Annotated in this window: 19 protein-coding genes, 2 tRNA genes and 1 pseudogene; 9 read left to right on the top strand and 13 right to left on the bottom strand. The window is 52.1% G+C overall.

Annotated features, from left to right (window positions below):
- Window positions 1–42: 42 nt before the first annotated feature.
- From mraY to mraZ, 10 genes are all read right to left on the bottom strand, one after another.
- A complete protein-coding gene (gene mraY, locus RSJ68_11955; GenBank protein ID WNU97086.1) occupies window positions 43–1125 on the bottom strand; it encodes a phospho-N-acetylmuramoyl-pentapeptide-transferase in 1083 nt (360 codons plus the stop codon).
- Between the two features lie 195 nt (window positions 1126–1320).
- Complete coding sequence (locus RSJ68_11950; protein ID WNU97085.1) at window positions 1321–1509, bottom strand: hypothetical protein; 189 nt, start codon at window positions 1507–1509, stop codon at window positions 1321–1323.
- A 2-nt stretch (window positions 1510–1511) separates the two neighbouring features.
- Complete coding sequence (gene murF, locus RSJ68_11945) at window positions 1512–2879, bottom strand: UDP-N-acetylmuramoyl-tripeptide--D-alanyl-D-alanine ligase (protein WNU97084.1); 1368 nt, start codon at window positions 2877–2879, stop codon at window positions 1512–1514.
- Window positions 2880–2910: 31 nt separating this feature from the next.
- Window positions 2911–3924: a hypothetical protein gene (locus tag RSJ68_11940; protein WNU97083.1), complete on the bottom strand. Its 1014-nt coding sequence runs from the start codon at window positions 3922–3924 to the stop codon at window positions 2911–2913.
- Between the two features lie 61 nt (window positions 3925–3985).
- The gene (locus RSJ68_11935) at window positions 3986–4507 is read right to left on the bottom strand and encodes a M23 family metallopeptidase (protein ID WNU98407.1); all 522 of its coding nucleotides are present in this window, start codon (window positions 4505–4507) and stop codon (window positions 3986–3988) included.
- Window positions 4508–4696: 189 nt separating this feature from the next.
- Entirely contained in the window at window positions 4697–6175 is a 1479-nt protein-coding gene (locus RSJ68_11930) for a UDP-N-acetylmuramoyl-L-alanyl-D-glutamate--2,6-diaminopimelate ligase (GenBank protein WNU97082.1), read from the bottom strand.
- A gap of 24 nt (window positions 6176–6199) precedes the next feature.
- A complete protein-coding gene (locus RSJ68_11925; GenBank protein ID WNU97081.1) occupies window positions 6200–7948 on the bottom strand; it encodes a penicillin-binding protein 2 in 1749 nt (582 codons plus the stop codon).
- A gap of 87 nt (window positions 7949–8035) precedes the next feature.
- Complete coding sequence (gene ftsL / locus RSJ68_11920; GenBank protein ID WNU97080.1) at window positions 8036–8299, bottom strand: cell division protein FtsL; 264 nt, start codon at window positions 8297–8299, stop codon at window positions 8036–8038.
- A gap of 55 nt (window positions 8300–8354) precedes the next feature.
- Complete coding sequence (gene rsmH / locus RSJ68_11915; protein ID WNU97079.1) at window positions 8355–9308, bottom strand: 16S rRNA (cytosine(1402)-N(4))-methyltransferase RsmH; 954 nt, start codon at window positions 9306–9308, stop codon at window positions 8355–8357.
- Window positions 9305–9760 (bottom strand): division/cell wall cluster transcriptional repressor MraZ, encoded by a 456-nt coding sequence (mraZ, locus tag RSJ68_11910; GenBank protein WNU97078.1) that lies wholly within the window; start codon window positions 9758–9760, stop codon window positions 9305–9307. The genes rsmH and mraZ overlap by 4 nt, the downstream gene beginning before the upstream one ends.
- Window positions 9761–10111: 351 nt before the next feature.
- On the opposite strand from mraZ, the gene RSJ68_11905 reads away from it, so the two are divergent.
- From RSJ68_11905 to RSJ68_11895, 3 genes are all read left to right on the top strand, one after another.
- The gene (locus RSJ68_11905; protein ID WNU97077.1) at window positions 10112–11269 is read left to right on the top strand and encodes a class I SAM-dependent methyltransferase; all 1158 of its coding nucleotides are present in this window, start codon (window positions 10112–10114) and stop codon (window positions 11267–11269) included.
- Window positions 11270–11434: 165 nt separating this feature from the next.
- Window positions 11435–11511, top strand: a tRNA-Met gene (locus RSJ68_11900).
- Between the two features lie 6 nt (window positions 11512–11517).
- Window positions 11518–11593: transfer RNA gene (locus tag RSJ68_11895), tRNA-Ala, on the top strand.
- Between the two features lie 243 nt (window positions 11594–11836).
- Here the strand turns inward: RSJ68_11895 and RSJ68_11890 are convergent.
- A complete protein-coding gene (locus RSJ68_11890; protein ID WNU97076.1) occupies window positions 11837–12841 on the bottom strand; it encodes a quinone-dependent dihydroorotate dehydrogenase in 1005 nt (334 codons plus the stop codon).
- A gap of 152 nt (window positions 12842–12993) precedes the next feature.
- Here RSJ68_11890 and RSJ68_11885 point away from each other — a divergent pair, with 152 nt between their 5' ends.
- On the top strand, window positions 12994–13647 hold the full coding sequence (locus RSJ68_11885; GenBank protein ID WNU98406.1) for an HAD-IA family hydrolase: 654 nt from the start codon (window positions 12994–12996) through the stop codon (window positions 13645–13647).
- 99 nt (window positions 13648–13746) lie between these two features.
- On the opposite strand, the gene RSJ68_11880 is transcribed toward RSJ68_11885, so the two are convergent.
- Entirely contained in the window at window positions 13747–14577 is an 831-nt protein-coding gene (locus RSJ68_11880; GenBank protein ID WNU97075.1) for a glutathione synthetase, read from the bottom strand.
- A gap of 36 nt (window positions 14578–14613) precedes the next feature.
- A pseudogene (locus RSJ68_11875) lies at window positions 14614–14718 on the bottom strand (IS5/IS1182 family transposase).
- 223 nt (window positions 14719–14941) lie between these two features.
- On the opposite strand from RSJ68_11875, the gene RSJ68_11870 reads away from it, so the two are divergent.
- The 5 genes from RSJ68_11870 to RSJ68_11850 all read left to right on the top strand — a co-directional run bounded on the left by RSJ68_11870 (window position 14942) and on the right by RSJ68_11850 (window position 20234).
- Window positions 14942–16057 (top strand): ABC transporter substrate-binding protein, encoded by a 1116-nt coding sequence (locus RSJ68_11870; protein WNU97074.1) that lies wholly within the window; start codon window positions 14942–14944, stop codon window positions 16055–16057.
- A gap of 453 nt (window positions 16058–16510) precedes the next feature.
- Window positions 16511–17557 carry an iron ABC transporter permease gene (locus tag RSJ68_11865; GenBank protein ID WNU97073.1) on the top strand — a complete coding sequence of 349 codons (1047 nt, stop codon included), beginning with the start codon at window positions 16511–16513 and terminating at the stop codon, window positions 17555–17557.
- Window positions 17558–17629: 72 nt separating this feature from the next.
- The gene (locus tag RSJ68_11860) at window positions 17630–18853 is read left to right on the top strand and encodes an ABC transporter substrate-binding protein (GenBank protein WNU97072.1); all 1224 of its coding nucleotides are present in this window, start codon (window positions 17630–17632) and stop codon (window positions 18851–18853) included.
- Between the two features lie 12 nt (window positions 18854–18865).
- Window positions 18866–19633, top strand: a complete 768-nt coding sequence (locus RSJ68_11855; protein WNU97071.1) for an ABC transporter ATP-binding protein — start codon at window positions 18866–18868, stop codon at window positions 19631–19633.
- A gap of 169 nt (window positions 19634–19802) precedes the next feature.
- Window positions 19803–20234: a plastocyanin/azurin family copper-binding protein gene (locus RSJ68_11850; protein WNU97070.1), complete on the top strand. Its 432-nt coding sequence runs from the start codon at window positions 19803–19805 to the stop codon at window positions 20232–20234.
- Window positions 20235–20303 lie beyond the last annotated feature (69 nt).

Raw genomic sequence — 20303 nt, 5'->3', positions numbered from 1 at the left:
GAAATCTGTTTCAGACGACCTTTTCGATATTGATCGGAATATTTAACGGATTTTCAGCGTACTCAATCCGATTAACACCAAGACGATGGTGATAATCCAGAAGCGGACGACGACTTGGGTTTCTTTCCAGCCTTTTTGTTCGTAGTGGTGGTGGATGGGCGCCATCAGGAAGATGCGTTTTTTAGTTCTCTTATACCAGCCGACCTGAAGCATAACGGACACGGCTTCAACGACAAATAATCCACCCATGATGACGAGGACGAACTCTTGGCGGACGATGACGGCAACAGTACCGAGTGCCGCACCCAGCGCCAGTGCGCCGACGTCGCCCATGAAGACTTGCGCAGGATAGGCGTTGAACCACAAAAATCCTAGACACGCGCCGCACATGGCGGTACAGAAAATCACAACTTCGTTCGCGCCTGCGACATAAGGCAGTTGCAGGTATTGGGCGAATTGCGAGTGTCCGCTGGCGTAGGCGAAGATGGCGAGGCCGGCGGCAACGAGGACGACGGGGAAGGCGGCAAGGCCGTCAAGGCCGTCGGTGAGGTTGACGGCGTTGGAAGTGCCGACGATGGTCAGATAGGTCAGGACGACGAAGCCGACCACGCCCAGCGGCAAAGCGACTTGTTTGAAGAAGGGAACGATGAGGATGTTGTTGGAGGAGTTTTCAGCAAGGAAGAACAGGGCAAGCGCGGCAACAATGGCGACGCTCGATTGCCACACCATTTTGAATTTGGCGGAAACACCGTTGGGGTCTTTATAGACGACTTTGCGCCAGTCGTCGTAAAACCCGAGCGCGCCCGTAGCGAGCAATACGCCCAAAAGAATCCAAATATACGGGTTTGCCCAGTTGCCCCACAACAGCGTGGACACGGTGATGGCGGTCAGAATCAGCGAACCGCCCATCGTCGGCGTGCCGTTTTTGATGAGGTGGGTTTGCGGCCCGTCGGTGCGTACCGCCTGCCCGACTTTCAACTGCGTCAGTTTGCGGATGGTCCACGGACCGAGCAGCAGGGAAAACGCCAAAGCGGTCAAAGCTGCCATGACGGCGCGGAATGTGGTGTATTGAAAGACATTCAGACCGGTCAACCAGTTACTGAAATGTGCAAGCCATAAAAACATGGGGCTTCCTTTTGTTTTTGTTGTTACATTGGGCTTATCGCCCGTTTTAAATTTTGGTTTTTGGATCGTCTGAAAAAGTTTCAGACGACCTTTGTTGATTATCAAGCTGCTTATGACAGTCAGTGCCTGCTGAAGTTCACTCTCTATGCAGGTTTCTAGCGAACCCGTTATCCGTTGTTTAGAGAGACGGCAACGTTATTGAGCGACGGCTGCGTTAGTGTCTTTCTCAATCACGCAAATCGGATAATTTCCCGGATTCCTGCCGCCGCCTAAATCCAGACAGAGGTCCTCATAAAGATACGCCTGCGTCCGCATTCCGGCATAAAACGCGCCAATCAGCGCAGCAATCAGCAATAAGGCTTTAAAAAAACGTCGGTTTTTCATTTTCAGACGGCCTCTTTATCCGTCAATGCCTCGACGACTTCTTCCATCTTCATAAAGCGCGAACCTTTCACCAACACGGTGGCGCGTTCAGGCAAATCGTGGCTCAACACTTGAATCAACGGGTCTTTGGCGGCGAACCACAAACCGTCCGCGCCAAACGTTTCTGCTGCTTCGACGCTGTTGTCACCGACAAAATAGGCCGCTTCGATGCCTTGGTCGCGGGCGTACGCACCGACTTCGGCGTGCATGGCGGCGGCTTCGTCCTCACCCAGTTCGCCCATATCGCCCATCACAAAAATACGCGGCGCAGGCATACGCGCCAACACGTCAATCGCAGCTTTCATGCTATCGGGGTTCGCGTTGTAAGTATCGTCAATCAGTGTCGCACCTTTGATGCCGGCTTTGACATTCAGACGACCTTTGATGTTGCTGAAACCTTTCAAACCTTCCGCCACATCGTCCAAACTCAAACCAGCCGCCAAAGCCAACGCGGCGGCAGCGGCGGCGTTATGGACATTGTGGCGGCCGGGAACGGGCAGCACCACGGCGGCGCGCTCGTCGCCGCACACCAAATCAAATTCGCACGACAAAGGTTTCAGCACGATATTTTCCGCATGGACATCGCCGCTATCGACGCCGAAAGTCCGCTGCTGATGACCTTGGGAGGTCGTCTGAAACACGGCGGCATGTTCGTCTTCACACGGAATCAAAGCCAATCCGTCTTCGCCCAAACCTTGATAAATCTCGCTTTTCGCCTTGGCAATATCGTTCGTGCCGTCAAAACCGCAGCCGACATGGGCGCGCAGGGCGTTGTTGACCAAAGCGGCATCGGGTTTGGCGATTTGCGTCAAAACCGCCAGTTCGCCGAAATGGTTCATGCCCATTTCAATCACGGCATAGCGGTGTTTTTCGTTTAATTTCAACAAAGTCAGCGGAAGGCCGATGTGGTTGTTGAAATTACCCGCCGTCGCCAAAACGGCATCATCGCCGAAACGGCGGCGCAATACCGCGGCCAGCATTTCCTTCGCCGTCGTCTTGCCGCCCGAGCCGGTAATGCCGAACACAAACGGGTTCACATTCCCGCGCCACGCCTTCGCCAACGTTTGCAACGCGGCAAGCGTGTCATCGACTTTCAATGCGCCGTCCATTGCAGCGCAATCTTCACGCGAAACCACAACCGCCGCCGCACCCGCAGCCAATACGTCTTCAACAAAATCATGCGCGTCAAACCGCTCGCCCGCCAATGCGAAAAACACATCGCCCGCACGGATGTCGCGGCTGTCGGTTACGATGCGCGAAACGGGTTTGTTTTCAGACGACGTCGGAAGGTTGAGGGTTTGGCAGATGAAGTTTAGGTCTAGTGGTTTCATGGTTTCTTTCGTTTGTTTTTTTCAGACGGCCTCACATAACCATCCGTAAATGTTTCATCATAGATTTAGGTGTAACAAAAGTTAAACCGTACATACTGCCTAATGCTACTGCCTGGCTTTCCTCTAAATCGGCAGCCAATATCACAAAACGGTCATCCGGCAAATTCAATCGTTTTTTCAAGCGTACATATTTTTCAATGTCTCGTCTGAATTCCCCTGATTTACATTCCACCACAATCGGCTCTTTACCCATCGGTAAAAATACGACATCCAACTCATGTTTATCTTCATTGTCGAATTCGATTTTTATATTTCTAGCGCAAGAAAAAGCATAATCCTTGCCTTTTTGTTTTGCTTCTTCAAGCATTTTGCCCAACGCAAACCATTCAAGCCAACCACCACAAAAAAAGTGCTTGATGGCAGTGGCACGTTGCAGATTCAAGCGGACAATTTTTTCCTGTTTCTGATAAAAATACTTAGAAAACAGAGTATGGCTATAAAATTGTCGGCATAGATTATTCATTGTCTGCCCGTCTTTTTGCGACATTTTGCCGACATCCAAACTAATGCTTGTATGGTTGTGGCCATACGCCCAACTAATCTGACCCAACATATTTTTAGTAATCTGATAATTGCTGCCCAATTTAGCGGCAGCCTCATCAAAAAAACCGCTCATATTTACCGCCTGTAAGTTAAACATCGGCACAATATTAGCTCGGGCAAACCATCGCCGTAACGGTTCGTGCTGTTTTTCAGTAGCTAAAATGTCAGTTTCCGATAAATTGACGCCTGCCAGCGGATTATAATTTTGGTTTTCCGAACCAGTATCTTGCTGTACATTTTCCTCTCCACCGTCTTCCTGTTGCTTCAAAGCCTGCAATTCCCTGTTCACCGAAAAATATCGTTCCAACAATTTACTGACAAAAAATAAAGTGTCGTAAACCTTAACCGGAGCCGTGCATTTTGGACAGGCAATTTCACTCATTCCGGATTCGTAGTCATGCTCATTCATGCAGCCGCATTTATTGCAGCGAAAAATACCCATAATGTTCCCTCATTATTTGTTTATTTGTTTCAAAATTTATTTCAGACGGCGTTTGAAAATTTTATCTTTCCTGATTAATCAACGGATACGGATTAATCGCACCGCTTGACAGATACACGCCGTAATGCAAATGGGCCGGCGTGGTTTTGGCGTTTCCTGTTTTGCCGACATAGCCGATGACCTGTCCTTCTTTCACGCGTTCATACAGGCGGACGCGGGCGAATTTGTTGAGGTGGGCATAATAGTGCCATGCGCCCGGCCCTTGGATGCCGATGACTTTGCCACCCAATCGGTTGCGCCCGATTTTGGTTACGATACCGGGCGTCGTGCTGCGTATCGGCGTGTTTTTCTTGGCGAAAATATCCACGCCCTCATGTCTGCGCCCCTGACTGCGCGCCGCGCCCCAAGTATCGTCAAAACGCTTGCCTTTAACAGGATTGGGCAGGCTTTGCGCCGCCGGCGGCTCTTTCGCCCTCAGTTCGGCAATTTCGGCATTCGGGCGCGGCAGTTGTTTGGTGGTACAGCCTGCAAATAAAATCATGACTGCACTGATTAAAAGGGTTTTTGTCGGCATTTTCAGCATCAAATCGGTCTCCTTGTTTTTCAGATGGCCTCTTGAAACGATAATCAAAGGCCGTCTGAAACAACTGCGATAGGTTTAATGGCTGACGTGCCGTAATGCGTGTGTCGTGTTGCTTTTATTGTAGGGGATAAACGTTTTCAGACGACCTTGATGGCCTTCAGGTCGTCTGAAAAATTTGTATTGTCTATTTTATATTCGTTCTGCCAACGCTTTCTCTGCAACTTCGAAATCAGAAAAATGATGCTTCACACCCTGCATGTCCTGATAATTTTCGTGTCCTTTGCCGGCAATCAGAACGATGTCGTTTGCCGCGGCGCGTTCGACTGCGTAACGGATGGCGGCGGCACGGTCGGTTTCGACACATTCGGGCGCGGGCACGGCAGGCAGGATGTCGTTGATGATGTCTCGCGGATTTTCCAAACGCGGGTTGTCGCTGGTTACGACGACTTTATCTGCGCCCTGTACGGCTGCTGCGCCCATCAGTGGGCGTTTGCCGCGGTCGCGGTTGCCGCCGCAGCCGAATACGCACCACAAAGCCGCACCCTGCGGTTTGATTTCCTGCAAGGTGGAGAGTGCTTTTTCCAATGCATCGGGCGTGTGTGCATAATCGACAACAACCAAGGGCTTGCCGCTGTTCATGATGCAGTCCATGCGGCCTGAGGCGGGACGGATTTTTGCCAGCACATCCAATACTTTATCAAGCGGATAACCGTTGGCACAAAGCAAGGCGATGCAGGCGGCGAGGTTTTGCGCGTTGAACCGTCCGAGCAGGCGGGTGCGGCAGCGGCCTTCGCCCCACGGGGTTTGGAATACGGCTTCCATGCCGTCTGAAGAGGCGGTGAAATGAACAATGCGGATGTCGGCGTGTTCGCTGAAGCCGTAGCTGTAAACAACCAAATCAGGACAGTCTTTTTTCAGACGACCTGCGAGTTCTGCGCCATATTCGTCATCTACGTTGATGACAGCGTGTTTCAAGCCGTGCCAGTAAAACAGGCGTGACTTGATGGCGCCATAGGCTTCCATCGTGCCGTGGTAGTCGAGGTGGTCGCGGGTGAGGTTGGTGAAAATTGCGCTGCGGAACGGCACGCCGTTGACGCGCGATTGGTCAAGGCCGTGACTAGAGACTTCCATCGCGGCGGCTGTCGCGCCTTGTTGACGGAAACGGTAGAGCAGGGTTTGGACATCGACGGGGGCGGGGGTGGTGTGCGTGGTTTCTTCCAATGCGCCCCAAAAGCCGTTGCCGACCGTGCCGATGATGGCGGTTTTTTCGCCCAATAAATCGGCGGCTTGTGCCAGCCATTGTGTGATGGAGGTTTTGCCGTTGGTACCGGTTACGCCCCAGACTTTGAGGTCGTCTGAAACGTTGCCGTAAACTTGTGCCGCCAACATGCCGGCACGGTGTTTCAAATCTTTGATGCCTTGATTGGGGACTTTCCATTCGGGATTCCACGCAAATTTGCCGTCGTCGTCCCAAAAAACAAAAGCCGCGCCGTTGGCAATGGCAGCGGGGATATAACTGCGGCCGTCCGTATATTCGCCCTGACAGGCAACGAAAATATCACCTTGTTTAATTTGACGGCTGTCTGAATGCAACAAACGCCCTGCTGCGTTTGCACACAGCAGAGGCGGAATGTTGGTTTCAGCTAAAGGGGTTAACTTGCTGAACATAAAATAATCTCGTTGATACTCGGATTAAGACGGTGTTTTGACGGCTGCAACATTGGTCAGAGGCTTGGTGGGGGAAACGCCCAAGATATTCAGGCTGCCGCCCATGACTTGTTTGAAGACCGGACCTGCCACTACGCCGCCGTAGTAACCGTTTGCAGTCGGTTCGTCGATGGTTACCGCCACAATCACACGGGGATTTTTAGCAGGAGCAAAACCGATGAAAGTTGCCACGTGTTTGTTATCAACGTAACGTCCGTTGACCAACTTACGCGCCGTACCGGTTTTCGCGCCGACGTCGAAACCATCTACCGCCCCCGCCGTACCTGTACCGCCGGGCTCGGTTACAGAAACCATCAAATCACGCACTTCACGCGCGGTCGAAGCTTTAATGACGCGTTTGCCTTTGGGCGCAACCGCCTGTTTCTCAAAGCTGACCGGCAACAATTCGCCGTCATGTGTCAACATGGTATAAGCACGCGCCAATTGCAGCAGGCTCAATTGCAAACCGTAACCGAAAGACATGGTTGCCTGTTCAATCGACTGCCATCTGCGCCAGCTTCTCAAAAGACCAGCCGTCTCACCGGGAAAACCGGAGTGCATCCGCACGCCCACACCCAAATCATGATAAAAATCATACATTTCTTTAGGCGTGAATTTTGCAGACAGTTTGCTGGTACCGACATTGGAAGATTTTTGCATAATGCCGCGCACATCCAAAGTAGGATACACATGGGTATCGCGCACGGTAGCGGGGCCGATTTTATAAGGCATGGTGTTAAAACGATCAGCCACACCGACTTTGCCGGAATCCAATGCTTTGGCAATCGTAAACGGCTTCATGGCAGAACCCGGCTCAATCATATCGGTAACGGCTCGATTGCGGCGCTGTTCGCTATCGGCGCTGCCTGGTTGGTTGGGATCGTAGGCAGGGCTGTTAACCAAAGCCAAGATTTCGCCGGTTTGCGCATCCAATACCACAACCGTACCTGCTTTGGCTTTGTGATAAGCCACTGCTTTATTCAGTTCATCATAGGCAAGTGTTTGAATACGTTGATCCAAAGACAAAACCATGTCCTGCCCGTTTTTCGGATCGCTGTTGCGCGGAGAATCCAAACTATCGACGATATTGCCTTTATTGTCGCGCAAAACCACTTTCGCACCGTCCGCACCATGCAGACTGTCTTCACGCGACAATTCCAAGCCTTCCTGTCCTTTGCCGTCGATATTGGTGAAGCCGATAACGTGCGCGAACAGGTTGCCCATCGGATAATGGCGTTTCAGTTCTTTTTGGAATGCCAAGCCTTTAATGCCCAAAGCTTTAATTTCTTCCGCTTTTTCTTGACTGAGTTGGCGCTTCAGATAAATAAAATCTTTATCTTTTTTCGCCAATTTTTCCTGCAACGCCTCAACAGGCAGATCAACAATAGCCGCCAACTTAGCCATCTGTTCGGCAGTCGGCATTTCTTCCATACCGGAAGGCATGGCATACAAGGATTCAGTCGGTGCGCTCAACGCCAAAGTCGCGCCGTTACGGTCCGTAATCATGCCGCGCGACGCAGGTAAAGTCAGGGTACGGACAAAACGCTGATCGCCCTGATTTTTCAAAAATTCATGCTGCGTGGTTTGCAGATAAATACCGCGCCCGAGCAGTGCAGTGAAAGCAAGAGCCATACACCCCAAAACAATACGGATACGCCCGTCGCTGGTAACAGGTTTTTTTACCTTTTCGGCCTTAGGCAGCATCCGAGGCTTATATTCGTTCTTAATCAACATCTTAAAATTCTCATGTTATGTATTTGCCGAACTACGTTCCGCAAAACCCTCCAAATCCAAGATTTTTCAGGCTTATCATTATTAGTATTATTTTTTTCTTTCCACCATCACGGTATTATCCGCGCCGGGCGGTTTGAGGCGTTGCTTCTCAGCCGCCACCTTAATCAGCTTGTGGTTCGCCAGCCGCGCCTGATCCAATTTCAAGCGTGCATAGTCCTGATCAAGCTTGATTTCCTGCTTTTGCGCTTTATCCAAAGCGATGAAGTGCAAACGCGATTGGTCTTGCACAGTGACCACCGCAAAAGCAGATACCGATACCAAGACCAACAAAAGGATATTTAATTTATTCATTATTTTCAGACGACCTCAATCTGTTTGTTCCGAGGACACCTGCCCCACATAATGCTTATTCTGCAATCTCACCGCCCGTCCGCTCTGCCACGCGTAAAACTGCGCTGCGCGCCCGCGGATTGGAGGCGGTTTCCTCAACACCCGGCTTTATCGCCTTTCCCACCGCCTTTAACGGCGGCAGAGGCAAATCCGCTTCTTTTACTGCCGCCCAACGCGGCAAAGGAGGATGTTGCGAATACTTTTTGACAAACTGTTTCACGATGCGGTCTTCAAGCGAATGGAACGCAATAACCGCCAAACGCCCGCCTTGTTTCAGACGACCTATCACTTGCGGCAGAACCGCCTCTACCTCTTCGAGCTCGCGGTTAATAAAGATGCGAACTGCCTGGAAGGTGCGCGTCGCAGGGTCTTGCCCCCGCTCACGAGTACGGACGTTTTGTGCCACGAGCTGCGCCAGCTTGCGGGTTGTATCGATCGGACTTTCTGTCCGTTGCGCAACAATGGCGCGCGCAATCTGGCGACTAAACCGCTCTTCACCATAATTCTTGATAACCTCGTGCAAATCCTGTTCTGATGCTGTTGCAATCCATTCTGCAGCGGACATCCCCCGCGTCGGATCCATGCGCATATCCAAAGGGGCATCAAAACGGAAACTGAAACCCCGTGCGCCGTCATCTATCTGCGGGGACGAAATCCCCAAATCAAACAACGCACCATCTATTTCTTCAATATCCAGCTTATCCAGGGTCGTCTGAAAACTGGAAAACCCGTCATGAACGACCGTAACGCGCCCATCCTGCTCGGCCAGCTTTTGCGCCGCCTCAATCGCTTGCGGGTCTTTATCAAACACAATCAGACGACCTTGACTGCCCAGACGGGACAAAATCAATCGGGAGTGCCCTCCCCTGCCAAACGTCCCATCCACATAAATACCGTCTTCACGAACCGCCAGAGCATCAACCGCCTCATTTAACAAAACGGTGATATGTTGATATTCAGCATTACTCACAATTGCAAATCCGTCTGACTTAATTGGAATGCCAACTCTTCAGGATCATCATCCAAAGCCTGAGTCATTTCAGCTTCCCATTGCTCACGGCCCCACAATTCCAAACGGTTGGCGCGACCGACCAAGGTAACGTCTTTTTCAAAATCCACCCGTTTGCGCAGATTGGCAGGAATCAGTACGCGGCCGGCACTATCCCATTCCAGCGTATCCGCATTGTGCAGCAGCAGATTTTGATAACGCTGCAACATCGGATTTCCTGCCGTTTTCAGGCATAAAAGCTGCTCGGCAACCTTTGCCCATTCAGCCTCCGGATACATCAGCAATTTTTGACGGGAATCCAAAGTAACCACAATCGACGGCGTATAATGGCGCAGCAAAATATCGCGGAACTTGGCAGGAATAGCCAACCGCCCTTTGCTGTCAATACTCAATTCGTGAGCGCCGCCAAACACAATTTCGTCCTATCGGTTTAAATCGGAATTTTTTGGGCGATGCAGACACTTTTACCCACATCGCCCCACTAGCCCACACTATAAAAAATTTTAACGCCTCGGTCAAATCGCCTTACTCTAAAATCCCAGTACATATGCAACAACAAAATCATTAAAAAACAGTATTTTAACCAAACAGGCAAACAAGCCGAACCGCCCATTTTACCCGATTTGGTTTTTAAAAACACAATATGTAGTATTAAAAATATTATTTAGACACAATATATGGTATAAAAAAATGAAAAAACGCCCCTTTTCCGTTCACGTTATAATAGACAAATAAATTCATAAATTTTACATTATCTAACAATTATGAAGGCACACCTCCCCCTCCCCTCCCCTGCCGCGCAAGCCTCAAGTTCCAAACTATTCGAAATCATCACACAGGAAATAAAAGCCCAAAATAATTGGATTCCTTTCTCACGATTTATGGATCTTGCACTCTACATACCCGAATACGGCTACTACACCGGAGGCAGCCACAAAATCGGCACAGACGGCGATTTCATCACCGCCCCCACCCTCACCCCATTATTCGGACAAACCCTCGCCCGACAACTTGCCGAACTACTCCCGCAAACCGCCGGCAACATCTACGAATTCGGCGCAGGTACGGGACATCTCGCCGCCACCTTATTGAAAAGCCTTTCAGACGACCTCAAGCATTACCACATCATCGAACTCTCCCCCGAGCTTGCCGAACGCCAACGCCAATTCATCGCCGAACACACCACCCCGCAACTGGCACAAAAAGTCATACACCTGACCGAACTGCCCGAATCCTTCGACGGCATCATCATCGGCAACGAAGTCCTCGATGCTATGCCCATTGAAATCATCCGCCGCACCCAAAACACCTTTCAACACATCGGCGTCTCCATTAACCCCGACGGGCAGCTTGAACAAAGCCCTCAACCCTTGAAGCAACCCAACCTCCTCCGTTCAGCCGCCACCTACTTCCCCGAAACCGAACACCCCTACACCAGCGAGCTACACCCCGCCCAATACGCCTTTATTCTCACCCTCGCGCAGAAAATCACACGTGGCGGCATGATATTTATCGACTACGGTTTTGACGCCGCCCAGTATTACCACCCGCAACGTGACGAAGGCACGCTCATCGCCCACTACCGTCACCACACTGTTCATGACACATTTTTCCATATCGGTCTGACCGATCTGACCGCACATGTCAACTTTACCGACATTGCCCAAGCAGGCACCGACGGCGGACTGGACCTCATCGGCTACCTGCCCCAGTCCCATTTCCTATTCAACCTAGGCATTACCGACCTGCTGGCACAAACCGCCCCTCTAGGCACGGCAGACTACCTCCGTGTCAGCACCGCCGTACAAAAACTGACCGACCAACACGAAATGGGCGAACTCTTCAAAGTCATCGCCTTTGGCAAAAACATCGGCATCGACTGGACAGGTTTCCGCTTCGGCGACATCTGCCACAAACTTTGAAATCCCCCACCTCAAACCATCCTCCAAACACACGGGTCGTCTGAAACACCGTTTCAGACGACCTCATCCATGTTTTATTCCATTGAAAAACAAAAACAAAACACAAAGTACAAAATAAAACTTGCCAAAAACCCAAAACAACATATAATAGCGACTTCACGAAACGGCGAATTAGCTCAGTCGGTTAGAGCAGAGGAATCATAATCCTTGTGTCCGGGGTTCGAGTCCCTGATTCGCCACCAAATTTCGGGGGTATAGCTCAGTTGGTAGAGCGCTTGCATGGCATGCAAGAGGTCAGCGGTTCGATCCCGCTTACCTCCACCAGATAAAAAAGACCTTGTTTAAACAAGGTCTTTTTTGTTTATATATTTACCTACTTTATATATCATATATCTATCTTTAAAACTTGATAAGCAGCCGATAGAATATTCATTGAAACGGCTGAAAACGGTCGTTAAGCCAATCTGTATACCTGCATCTATTCTTTTATCATCTATGTTCACACAAAAAGTCGTCTGAAAACCTTAAATATGGGTTTTCAGACGACTCTTTTCTTAAAAGCCTCCCTTACTTCAACGCTGCCAGACAGTCCCTCACCAATGCAGGACCTTTATAAATCATGCCGCTGTACACTTGGACGGCGGTTGCGCCGAGGCGGATTTTTTCGGCGGCGTCCTTGCTGTTCATGATGCCGCCTACGCCGATAATCGGCAGCTTGCCGTCGATGTATTCCGCCAGTGTTTTCAGCACTTGGTTGCTTTTTTCGCGCACGGGCAGACCGCTTAGGCCGCCCTGCTCGCCTGCGAGCGGATGGCTGCCGAGGCTTGATTTGTCGATGGTGGTATTGGTGGCGATGATGCCGTCCATTTCGACGGCTTTGACGACGTGGGCGATGTCTTCGATTTGTGCTTCATCCAAATCGGGGGCGATTTTGACGGCGAGCGGGACGTATTTTCCGTGTGCAGCGGAAAGCTGCGCCTGTTTGTTTTTCAGGGCTTCGAGCAGCGCGCTCAGTTCGTCGCCGCCTTGCAGTGCGCGGAGGTTTTTGGTGTTGGGCGAGGAAATATTGACGGTAATGTAACTTGCGTGTGCGTAGGCTTTTTCGAGGCAGATTAGATAGTCGTCGGCGGCGTTTTCGATGGGGGTTACGGCGTTTTTGCCGATGTTGATGCCCAACACGCCTTGATAACGGCTTTTTTCGATGTTTCGAATCATGGCGTCGATGCCGTGGTTGTTGAAGCCCATGCGGTTGATGATGCCTTGGTGTTCGGGAACGCGGAAGAGGCGCGGCTGCGGGTTGCCGGGCTGCGGTTTGGGCGTTACCGTGCCGATTTCGAGGAAGCCGAAGCCGAGTGCGCCCAATGCGTCTATGTATTCGCCGTTTTTATCGAGTCCGGCAGCCAGTCCGACGGGACTGGGCAGGGTGATGCCCATGAGTTTGACGGGCTTGGTGCGGTTGTCGAAAATCGGAAGCAGGCCGAGTCTGTATACTTTGTTGAGCGCGTCGAGGGTGAAATGGTGGGCTTTTTCGGCATCGAGTTTGAACAGCAGGCTGCGGGCTAGGGAATACATGGGTTTCTTTCGGATGATTGGCAAACCGTCGTATTTTACCCGAAACTGCCGTATTTTCCTGCCGTCCAAACAAATCTTCAAAGGAAATGCTGTTTTGAACCGTCTTAAAATCCGCTATACAATCATATTGATAACGTCGTCTGAAAGGATTTCTGATGAAGCCTGAACTGATTATTTTCGACTGGGACGGAACGCTTGCCGATACGACGCGCCCGATTATCCGTACGTTCCAACAAAGTTTTGCCGACTGCGGCTTAAAAGCCCCCGATGCGGATGCCATCCGCGCCTTAATCGGTTACAGCCTGCCCGAAATCATCTTCCGCCTTGCGCCTAATGCGGGCGAACACCTGCGCGAAGAATTGGCAGAAACCTATGCCGCGCATTATCTGAATCCGAACAATCACAATATGACCTTGTTCCCCGAAGCCATACCTTGTTTGAACACTTTAAAACAACAAGGCTTTTGGCTTGCCGTAGCGACAGGCAAAGGGCGTACGGGTTTGGACCGTTCTATTATGCAGACGGGGACGGCAGATTTTTGGATGGCAACCGCCTGCGCAAGCGAATATGCGTCCAAACCCGCGCCCGATATGGTTTTTGCCTTATGTTCCGAATTGGGGCTGGAGCCTTCGCAAACTTTGATTGTCGGCGATACGACCCACGATTTGGATATGGCGGCAAATGCGAAAGCCCCCGCCGTTGCCGTACCGACCGGCGCACATACCGCCGCGCAACTGGCAACGCGGCCGCATTTGGCAATCTTGAACGATTTGTCCGAGCTGCCCGGCTTTATCGCGCGTTTATAATGCGTGGCCGTCATTTCGTTTGCTGATTTTGAACAAAGGTCGTCTGAAAACTCGCTCCCTTTGTTTTCAGACGACCTTTTTGGCATAAACTCTTTATCGTCAGCCCGCGATAACGCGCTTTACCGCCTGCGCCATATGGGCAACCGCGTTTTCAGCGGTATGCAGGTAAAGGGCGGGTTCGATCAGTTCCAATTCGTTGAGCAGTAATCTTTCGCCGATTAGCGTCCCGTCTATGCGGGCGTATGCCGGTATTTGGGGCAGCATTGCCAATATCTGCCGTGCGGTTTCGACTGCTTTTTCCGGCGGTCCGGCAGGGTTGACGGCGACTCCGTAGGCGGAATTGGCGCGCCATTCGCCTTGGGACGGCATACGCAGTACGGCATGGCTGAATCGCCCTTCAAAAAACACCAGCGAGGTTTCGCCCGCCGTTTCGATTTCGCGGATATAAGGCTGGACGATGACGCCTTGCGGATAATCCTCTGCCGTCAACGACACTTCTCCCGCCCTGATTTTCGCCACGCCGCGCCCGCTCTGCCCGATAACGGGTTTGACGACCGCTTCCCGCCAGCCCCGATTCTCTAAAATTTCTTCCAATTTTTCTTTTTCAGACGACGTCTGCACACTCGGAATCACGTCCGCTCCCCATTCTGCCAAATCGCACAAATAACGTTTGTCCATGTTCCAACGCATCAGCCCGACGGGGTTGATAAACCTTTGCCCGCACGCTTGCGCTTCGGTCAGCCACTGCCCAAACGCTTCAGGCTCCGCTGCATAATCCCATGCGCACAAGGGCAGGATGAAGGCGGATTCCGGACGGTTTTGCCAAGGCGCGAAGGTGGTGGGGATGCCGTCCCGTGTCAGCGCGTCCGCCAACGGCAGCAGGTTGGACGGCGGCTCGGGGTAGGCAAGGCAGGTGGTAATTGTCAGCATGGCGGACTTTCGAGGAATAAAATGATTGAATATTTATAGTGGATTAACTTTAAACCAGTACAGCGTTGCCTCGCCTTGCCGTACTATCTGTACTGTCTACGGCTTCGTCGCCTTGTCCTGATTTAAATTTAATTCACTATACAAAGGTTTATGTATTTACTTGAGGTTTCAGACGACCTTTTATACGGCAAACGGCAGGCGTTGTCTGAACAATAAACACCATCACGCTTGCAATAAAAACTTCCCTGAATAACGGAACTTTTCCGTTTATTTTAAATCCATTAGGCTCGCATTAAAAATAAGAAAGATTCTTATTCATATATAAATCATATATAACATTATTTATTAAAAGGATTTTACTCTAATGAAACTGTCGCGCTTCTCCTCCCTTGCCCTCGCCGCCGCATTGGCATTCGGCACTGCCGCCGTCCATGCCAAACCGGTTCAGATTACCGATGTCAACGGCCGCAAAGTAACCGTCGACCTGCCCGCCAAACGCGTGGTTTTGGGCTTTTATTATCAAGATTACATGGCCATCGGCGGCAAGGACGCGCTGAATAATGTGGTCGGCTTCTCCAAAGCGGTTTGGGCCGACTGGGCGCCGCCGAGCTGGGCGGCGTTCAGCAAAGCCGTGCCTAAGCTGAACCAGCTAGCCGACGTGGGCGAGGTGGAAGTCGGCACGTTCTCGGTTGAAAAGGTTTTGGCATTGAAACCCGATTTGCTGATTTTGGCGGACTGGCAGTATAAGGCTTTGGGTTCCGACCTCGACCGCATCAACAAGGCGGGCATTCCGATTGTGGTGTTGGACTACAACGCGCAAACGGTCGCCAAACACATCCAATCAACCAAACTTATCGGCACGCTGACCGGCCAGCAACAAAAGGCGGACAAATTGGCGGCGGACTACAAACGCATCGCCGACACCATCCAAGCGCGCGTGAAAAAAGCCAATCTGCCCAAGCCTAAAGTGTATGTCGAATTCGGCAACAAAGGCCCTGCGGAACACAGCGTTACTTTCGGCAAGAGCATGTGGGGTTCGATGGCGACGCTGGTCGGCGGCAACAATATCGCCGCTTCTTCGGTCGAGTTCTACGGCCCGATCAATCCCGAAAAAGTCCTCGCCGCCAAACCCGACGTCATCGTGATTACCGGCCGCGAAACCGAATTGAAGAAAAGCCCGACCGCCATGGTGATGGGCTGGGGCATTCCGAAAGCCGAAGCGGAAAAGCGCTTGGCCGGTTTTGCAAAACGCGCCGGCTGGGCGAACCTGCCTGCGATTAAAAACAACCGCCTCTACGCCGCCTACCACGCCAACTCGCGCACGCTTTCCGACGGCGCATCAATTCAATTTATGGCCAAAGCGATTTATCCGCAGTTGTTCAAAGACTTCAATCCTGAGAAAACTTATACCGACTTCTACCGCCAAAACCTGCCGGTCGTGCCGAACGGTACGTTCTACCTGTATCCGAAAGGGCAGTAAGGCTGGTTTGCGGGTTTCAGACGACCTTTTTATGCGGAAGGTCGTCTGAAAGCAGCGTGGGTTTTGTCCAGAACCGTAGCGTGGGCTTTGCCCGCGGATAGCGTTTGTGGAAATGATGGCGAACGGTATGGGGTTTTCTGTTTTCGTGGGCAAAGCCCACGCTACGACTTCCTATCGTGCCGAACAGAGAGCTTCAGGTGGGTTTGACTATTTTGCCCTCTCCCTAGCCCTCTCCCACGGGGAGAGGGAACAAATTGCAGGGAATCGCAACAATAGTTGAATTTCAGTTATCCGATTCCCTCTCCCCATGGGAGAGGGCTAGGGAGAGGGTAAAGCCGTTTGGAACGCCGTTATCCCGATTTTCAAAAAATCACCCTTCAAAACGGATACAGACAAAAGAGATTGTCGGGCATGGATGTCCGGCCTTGTTCCTTAATTTCAAAGGTTTGAAAAATGAATGATTCGGTTGTCGCCGAGATTGTGAAAAACCAGCGCAAGTTGGAAGGCAAGCGTTGGTTGATTGTTTTGATGTTTTTAATCATCGCATCGGTCAGTTTTCTATTCGACATCGCCACCGGCCCGGCGATGACGGACACGCTGCCTGTCGGCGAAGTGGTCAATGTTTTGCTGGGCAAACCCGAAGTCGATGAAATGAACCGCCTGATTGTGATGGATTTGCGCCTGCCGATTGCGGTGATGGCGCTGGTGGTCGGTGCAGCTTTGGGTGTCGGCGGGGCGGAGATTCAGACGCTGTTGAACAATCCGATGGCCAGCCCTTATACGCTGGGTTTGGCGGCGGCGGCAGGTTTGGGCGCGTCGGTGGTGATTGCGTTCGGCGGTTTCGGGCTGCCTGAAACGGTCGCCGTTCCCATCGGCGCGTTTGTGATGACCATGCTGGCTTCGGGCATCTTGTTTTTGTTTGCCTCGGCGCGCCGCTTCAATTCGGCGATGCTGGTGCTGGTTGGGATTGCGCTTTTGTTTCTGTTTCAGTCGATTCTGTCGCTGATTCAGTTTATCGCCGCGCCTGAGATTTCGCAGCAGATTCTGTTCTGGCTGTTTGGCAGTTTGAACAAAGCAACTTGGGAAACGGTCATCGTTACGGCGGCGGTTACGGCGGTGTGCGTGCTGCTGCTTTCACGCGATGTGTGGAAGCTGACCGCGCTGCGCTTGGGCGAAGAACGCGCCGTCGGACTGGGTATCAATCTGCAACTTTTGCGCCTGAAAACGCTGGTGTTGGTGGCGGTGATGACGGCGACGGCAATCAGTTTCGTCGGCGTAATCGGCTTTATCGGACTGGTCGCGCCGCATGTGGCGCGGATTCTTTTGGGCGAAGACCAACGTTTCTTCCTGCCCGGCGCGATGCTGACAGGGGCGGCGTTTTTATCGGTCGCCAGCGTGTTGTCCAAGGTGATTATCCCGGGTGCGCTGTTTCCGGTGGGGATTGTTACCGCGTTTGTCGGCGTACCGTTTTTCTTTTGGATTGTATTGTCCAAGCGGTAAGTTTTTTCGGACGGTCTTTTGTTGCGACGGGGTCGTCTGAAACTGTTTTTTTTTATTTTACAGAGAGAACCAATGAAACCTATTTGCCGTATTTTAACCGCCGCCTTGTTCAGTCTTGCCGTGCAGGGTGTTTGTGCCGAAATGAAAACGCTTACCGACGTACGCGGGCGCGAAGTGCGGGTCGATGTGCCTGCCAAACGTGTGGTGCTGGGCTTTTATTATCCTGATTATATTGCCGTATCCGGTGTCGATAAATTTGACAATGTGGTCGGTATTTCGCGCGAATTTTGGGAGAAATTCAACTCCGGCAGTTGGTCGCTCTACCGCGCCAAAATCCCTTCGCTGCAAAACATCGGCGACATCGGCAATGTGAACGCCGGTACATTTTCGTTTGAGAAAACCTTGGCAATGAAACCCGATGTGGTGGTGTTGGCGGATTGGCAGTATGACGCGTTGAAAGAAGAAATGCCGCGTTTCGAAAAAGCCGGCATTCCGGTGGTTGTGGTCGATTTCAATGCGCAAACGGTCGAACGCCATACCGCCAGTGCCAAACTTTTCGGCGAAATCGCCGGTACGCCGGAGCGTGCAGGGCAGATTGCCGGCGAATACGCCCAAGGCATGGCCGACATTCAAAAACGCGTGGCCGAAGCGGGCAAGCCCAAGCCGAAAATCTATATCGAGTTCGGAGACAAGGGTCCTGCCGAACATAGCTTTACTTTCGGCAAAAATATGTGGGGTGCGATTGCCGATACAGTGGGCGGCGACAATATTGCCGCAGCCTTCATCAAAGACTGGGGGGCGATTAATCCCGAGCAGTTTCTTGCCGCCAAGCCCGACGTTGTGATTATTTCCGGCACCGAAGCCGGACTGAAGCAGCCGGCGGCAATGGCGATGGGCATCGGCATCGAAGCCGCCGAAGCGCAAAAACGCTTACAGGGTTTCATCCGGCGTGCCGGTTGGGCGGAAATTCCCGCTGTCCGAAACGGCCGTGTGTTCGGCATTTACCATACTGCTTCGCGTTCGCTTTCCGATTTGGCATCCGCCCAATTTATCGCCAAAGCGTTGTATCCCGAAGCCTTTGCCGATGTGAATCCGGAAGAGACCTACCGTGAATTCCACCGTAAATACCTGCCGGTCGAGCCGCAGGGTACTTTCTTTATCCGTTTGGGTTGCGACGGTTTGGAAGACTGCAACAAACAAGCGGCTGCCGACACTGTTGCGGCATCAGCCGAAACCGTCGCCGAACCGTCACTATGGCAACGTATTAAAAACTGGTTTGCCGCCCTCTTTGCTTAAAGGTCGTCCAAAATGCTCCGACTGGAAAACGTACATATCCGACGCGGCGATTATGTGGTCGCCGACAGTATCGATTTGACGCTGGAACAAGGCAAAGTCTATTCCGTGCTCGGCCCGAACGGTACGGGCAAATCCTCGCTGATGAAAACGATTTTCGGCGAAGTGGCGCACAAAGGCACCATCCGCTACGGCGACGAAGTGTTGAGCAAAATCCACCTGCAAAGCTGGCGCAAACGCATAGGCTATATGCCGCAGGACACCGCCGCCGAAGCCTCGCTGACCGCGCTGGAAGTCGTGTTGCTCGGCCGCATGGACGCGCTGCACATGCATGTCGGCGACGAACTGCTGCACGAAGCCGCAAGTATCATGGCGGAGCTGGGCATCGGCCATCTGGCGCACCGCGACGTCATGCGGCTTTCCGGCGGACAGCGGCAGCTCGTCATGTTTGCCCAAGTCATGCTGCGCCGCCCCGAAATCCTGATGCTGGACGAACCGGTCAGCGCGCTGGATATGCACCACCAGTTGAACCTCTTGGAGCGCGTGGTGCAATACACGCACGAACACAATCTGGTTACGTTGATGGTGTTGCATGATTTGAGCCTCGCCGCGCAGTTTTCAGACGGCGTGATTCTGCTCGGCGAAGGCAAAGTACAGGCGCAGGGCGCGCCGCAGGACGTGTTGCAGGCGGACATGATAGGCAGGCTGTACAAAGTGGATATCGAACTTTTGTACGACAGCAAAGGCCTGCCCGTTATCCGCCCGATGCGGCAGACGGCGTAACTTAATCGCTCCTGCAAATGTCGGATTTGAGCATTCGGCCTGCGAACTCCCTGCAACTTATCCCCTCGCCCGCGGGAGAGGGTTAGGGAGAGGGCGGTAAGCCCAAGGCTTGCCTCTCCGACTCATCAGCCCGCCCCATATTTTTTTATCCTTAGAAAGGACTCCTCTCATGAAAAAATCCCTCTTCCTCCTCATGCTGACCGCTTCCCTCGGCGCATACGCCGCCAACCACGAAGTCAAAATGCTCGACAACGGCAAAGACGGCAGCATGGTGTTCGAACCCGGCTACGTCAACGCCAAAGTCGGCGACACCGTAACCTTCAAAGCCGCCAACAAAGGCCACTGGGTGCAAAGCAAAGCCCTGCCCGACGGCGTTGCCGACTTCTTGTCCGAAGACGGCAAAGACTTCACCCTCAAACTCGACAAAGAAGGCGTATACGTCTATACCTGCCCGCCGCACCGCATGATGAACATGAGCGGCGTGATTCAGGTCGGCAAACCGGTGAACAAAGCCAAAGCGCAAGCCGTTGTGGACGAACTGGAAAACCGCGCCATGCAGAGCAAGGGTCGTCTGAAAAAATACATGCAGCAGGTCAAATAAACCGCCGCACAAACCAAAGGTCGTCTGAAACCGTTTTCCCGTTTTCAGACGACCTTTTGCCAATCTTCA

The organism is Neisseria sp. DTU_2020_1000833_1_SI_GRL_NUU_006 (assembly GCA_032388755.1).
Lineage (GTDB): Bacteria > Pseudomonadota > Gammaproteobacteria > Burkholderiales > Neisseriaceae > Neisseria > Neisseria sicca_C.
Note: the sequence above shows the minus strand (reverse complement) of the source record. Positions and strands in the feature narration are given on the sequence as shown.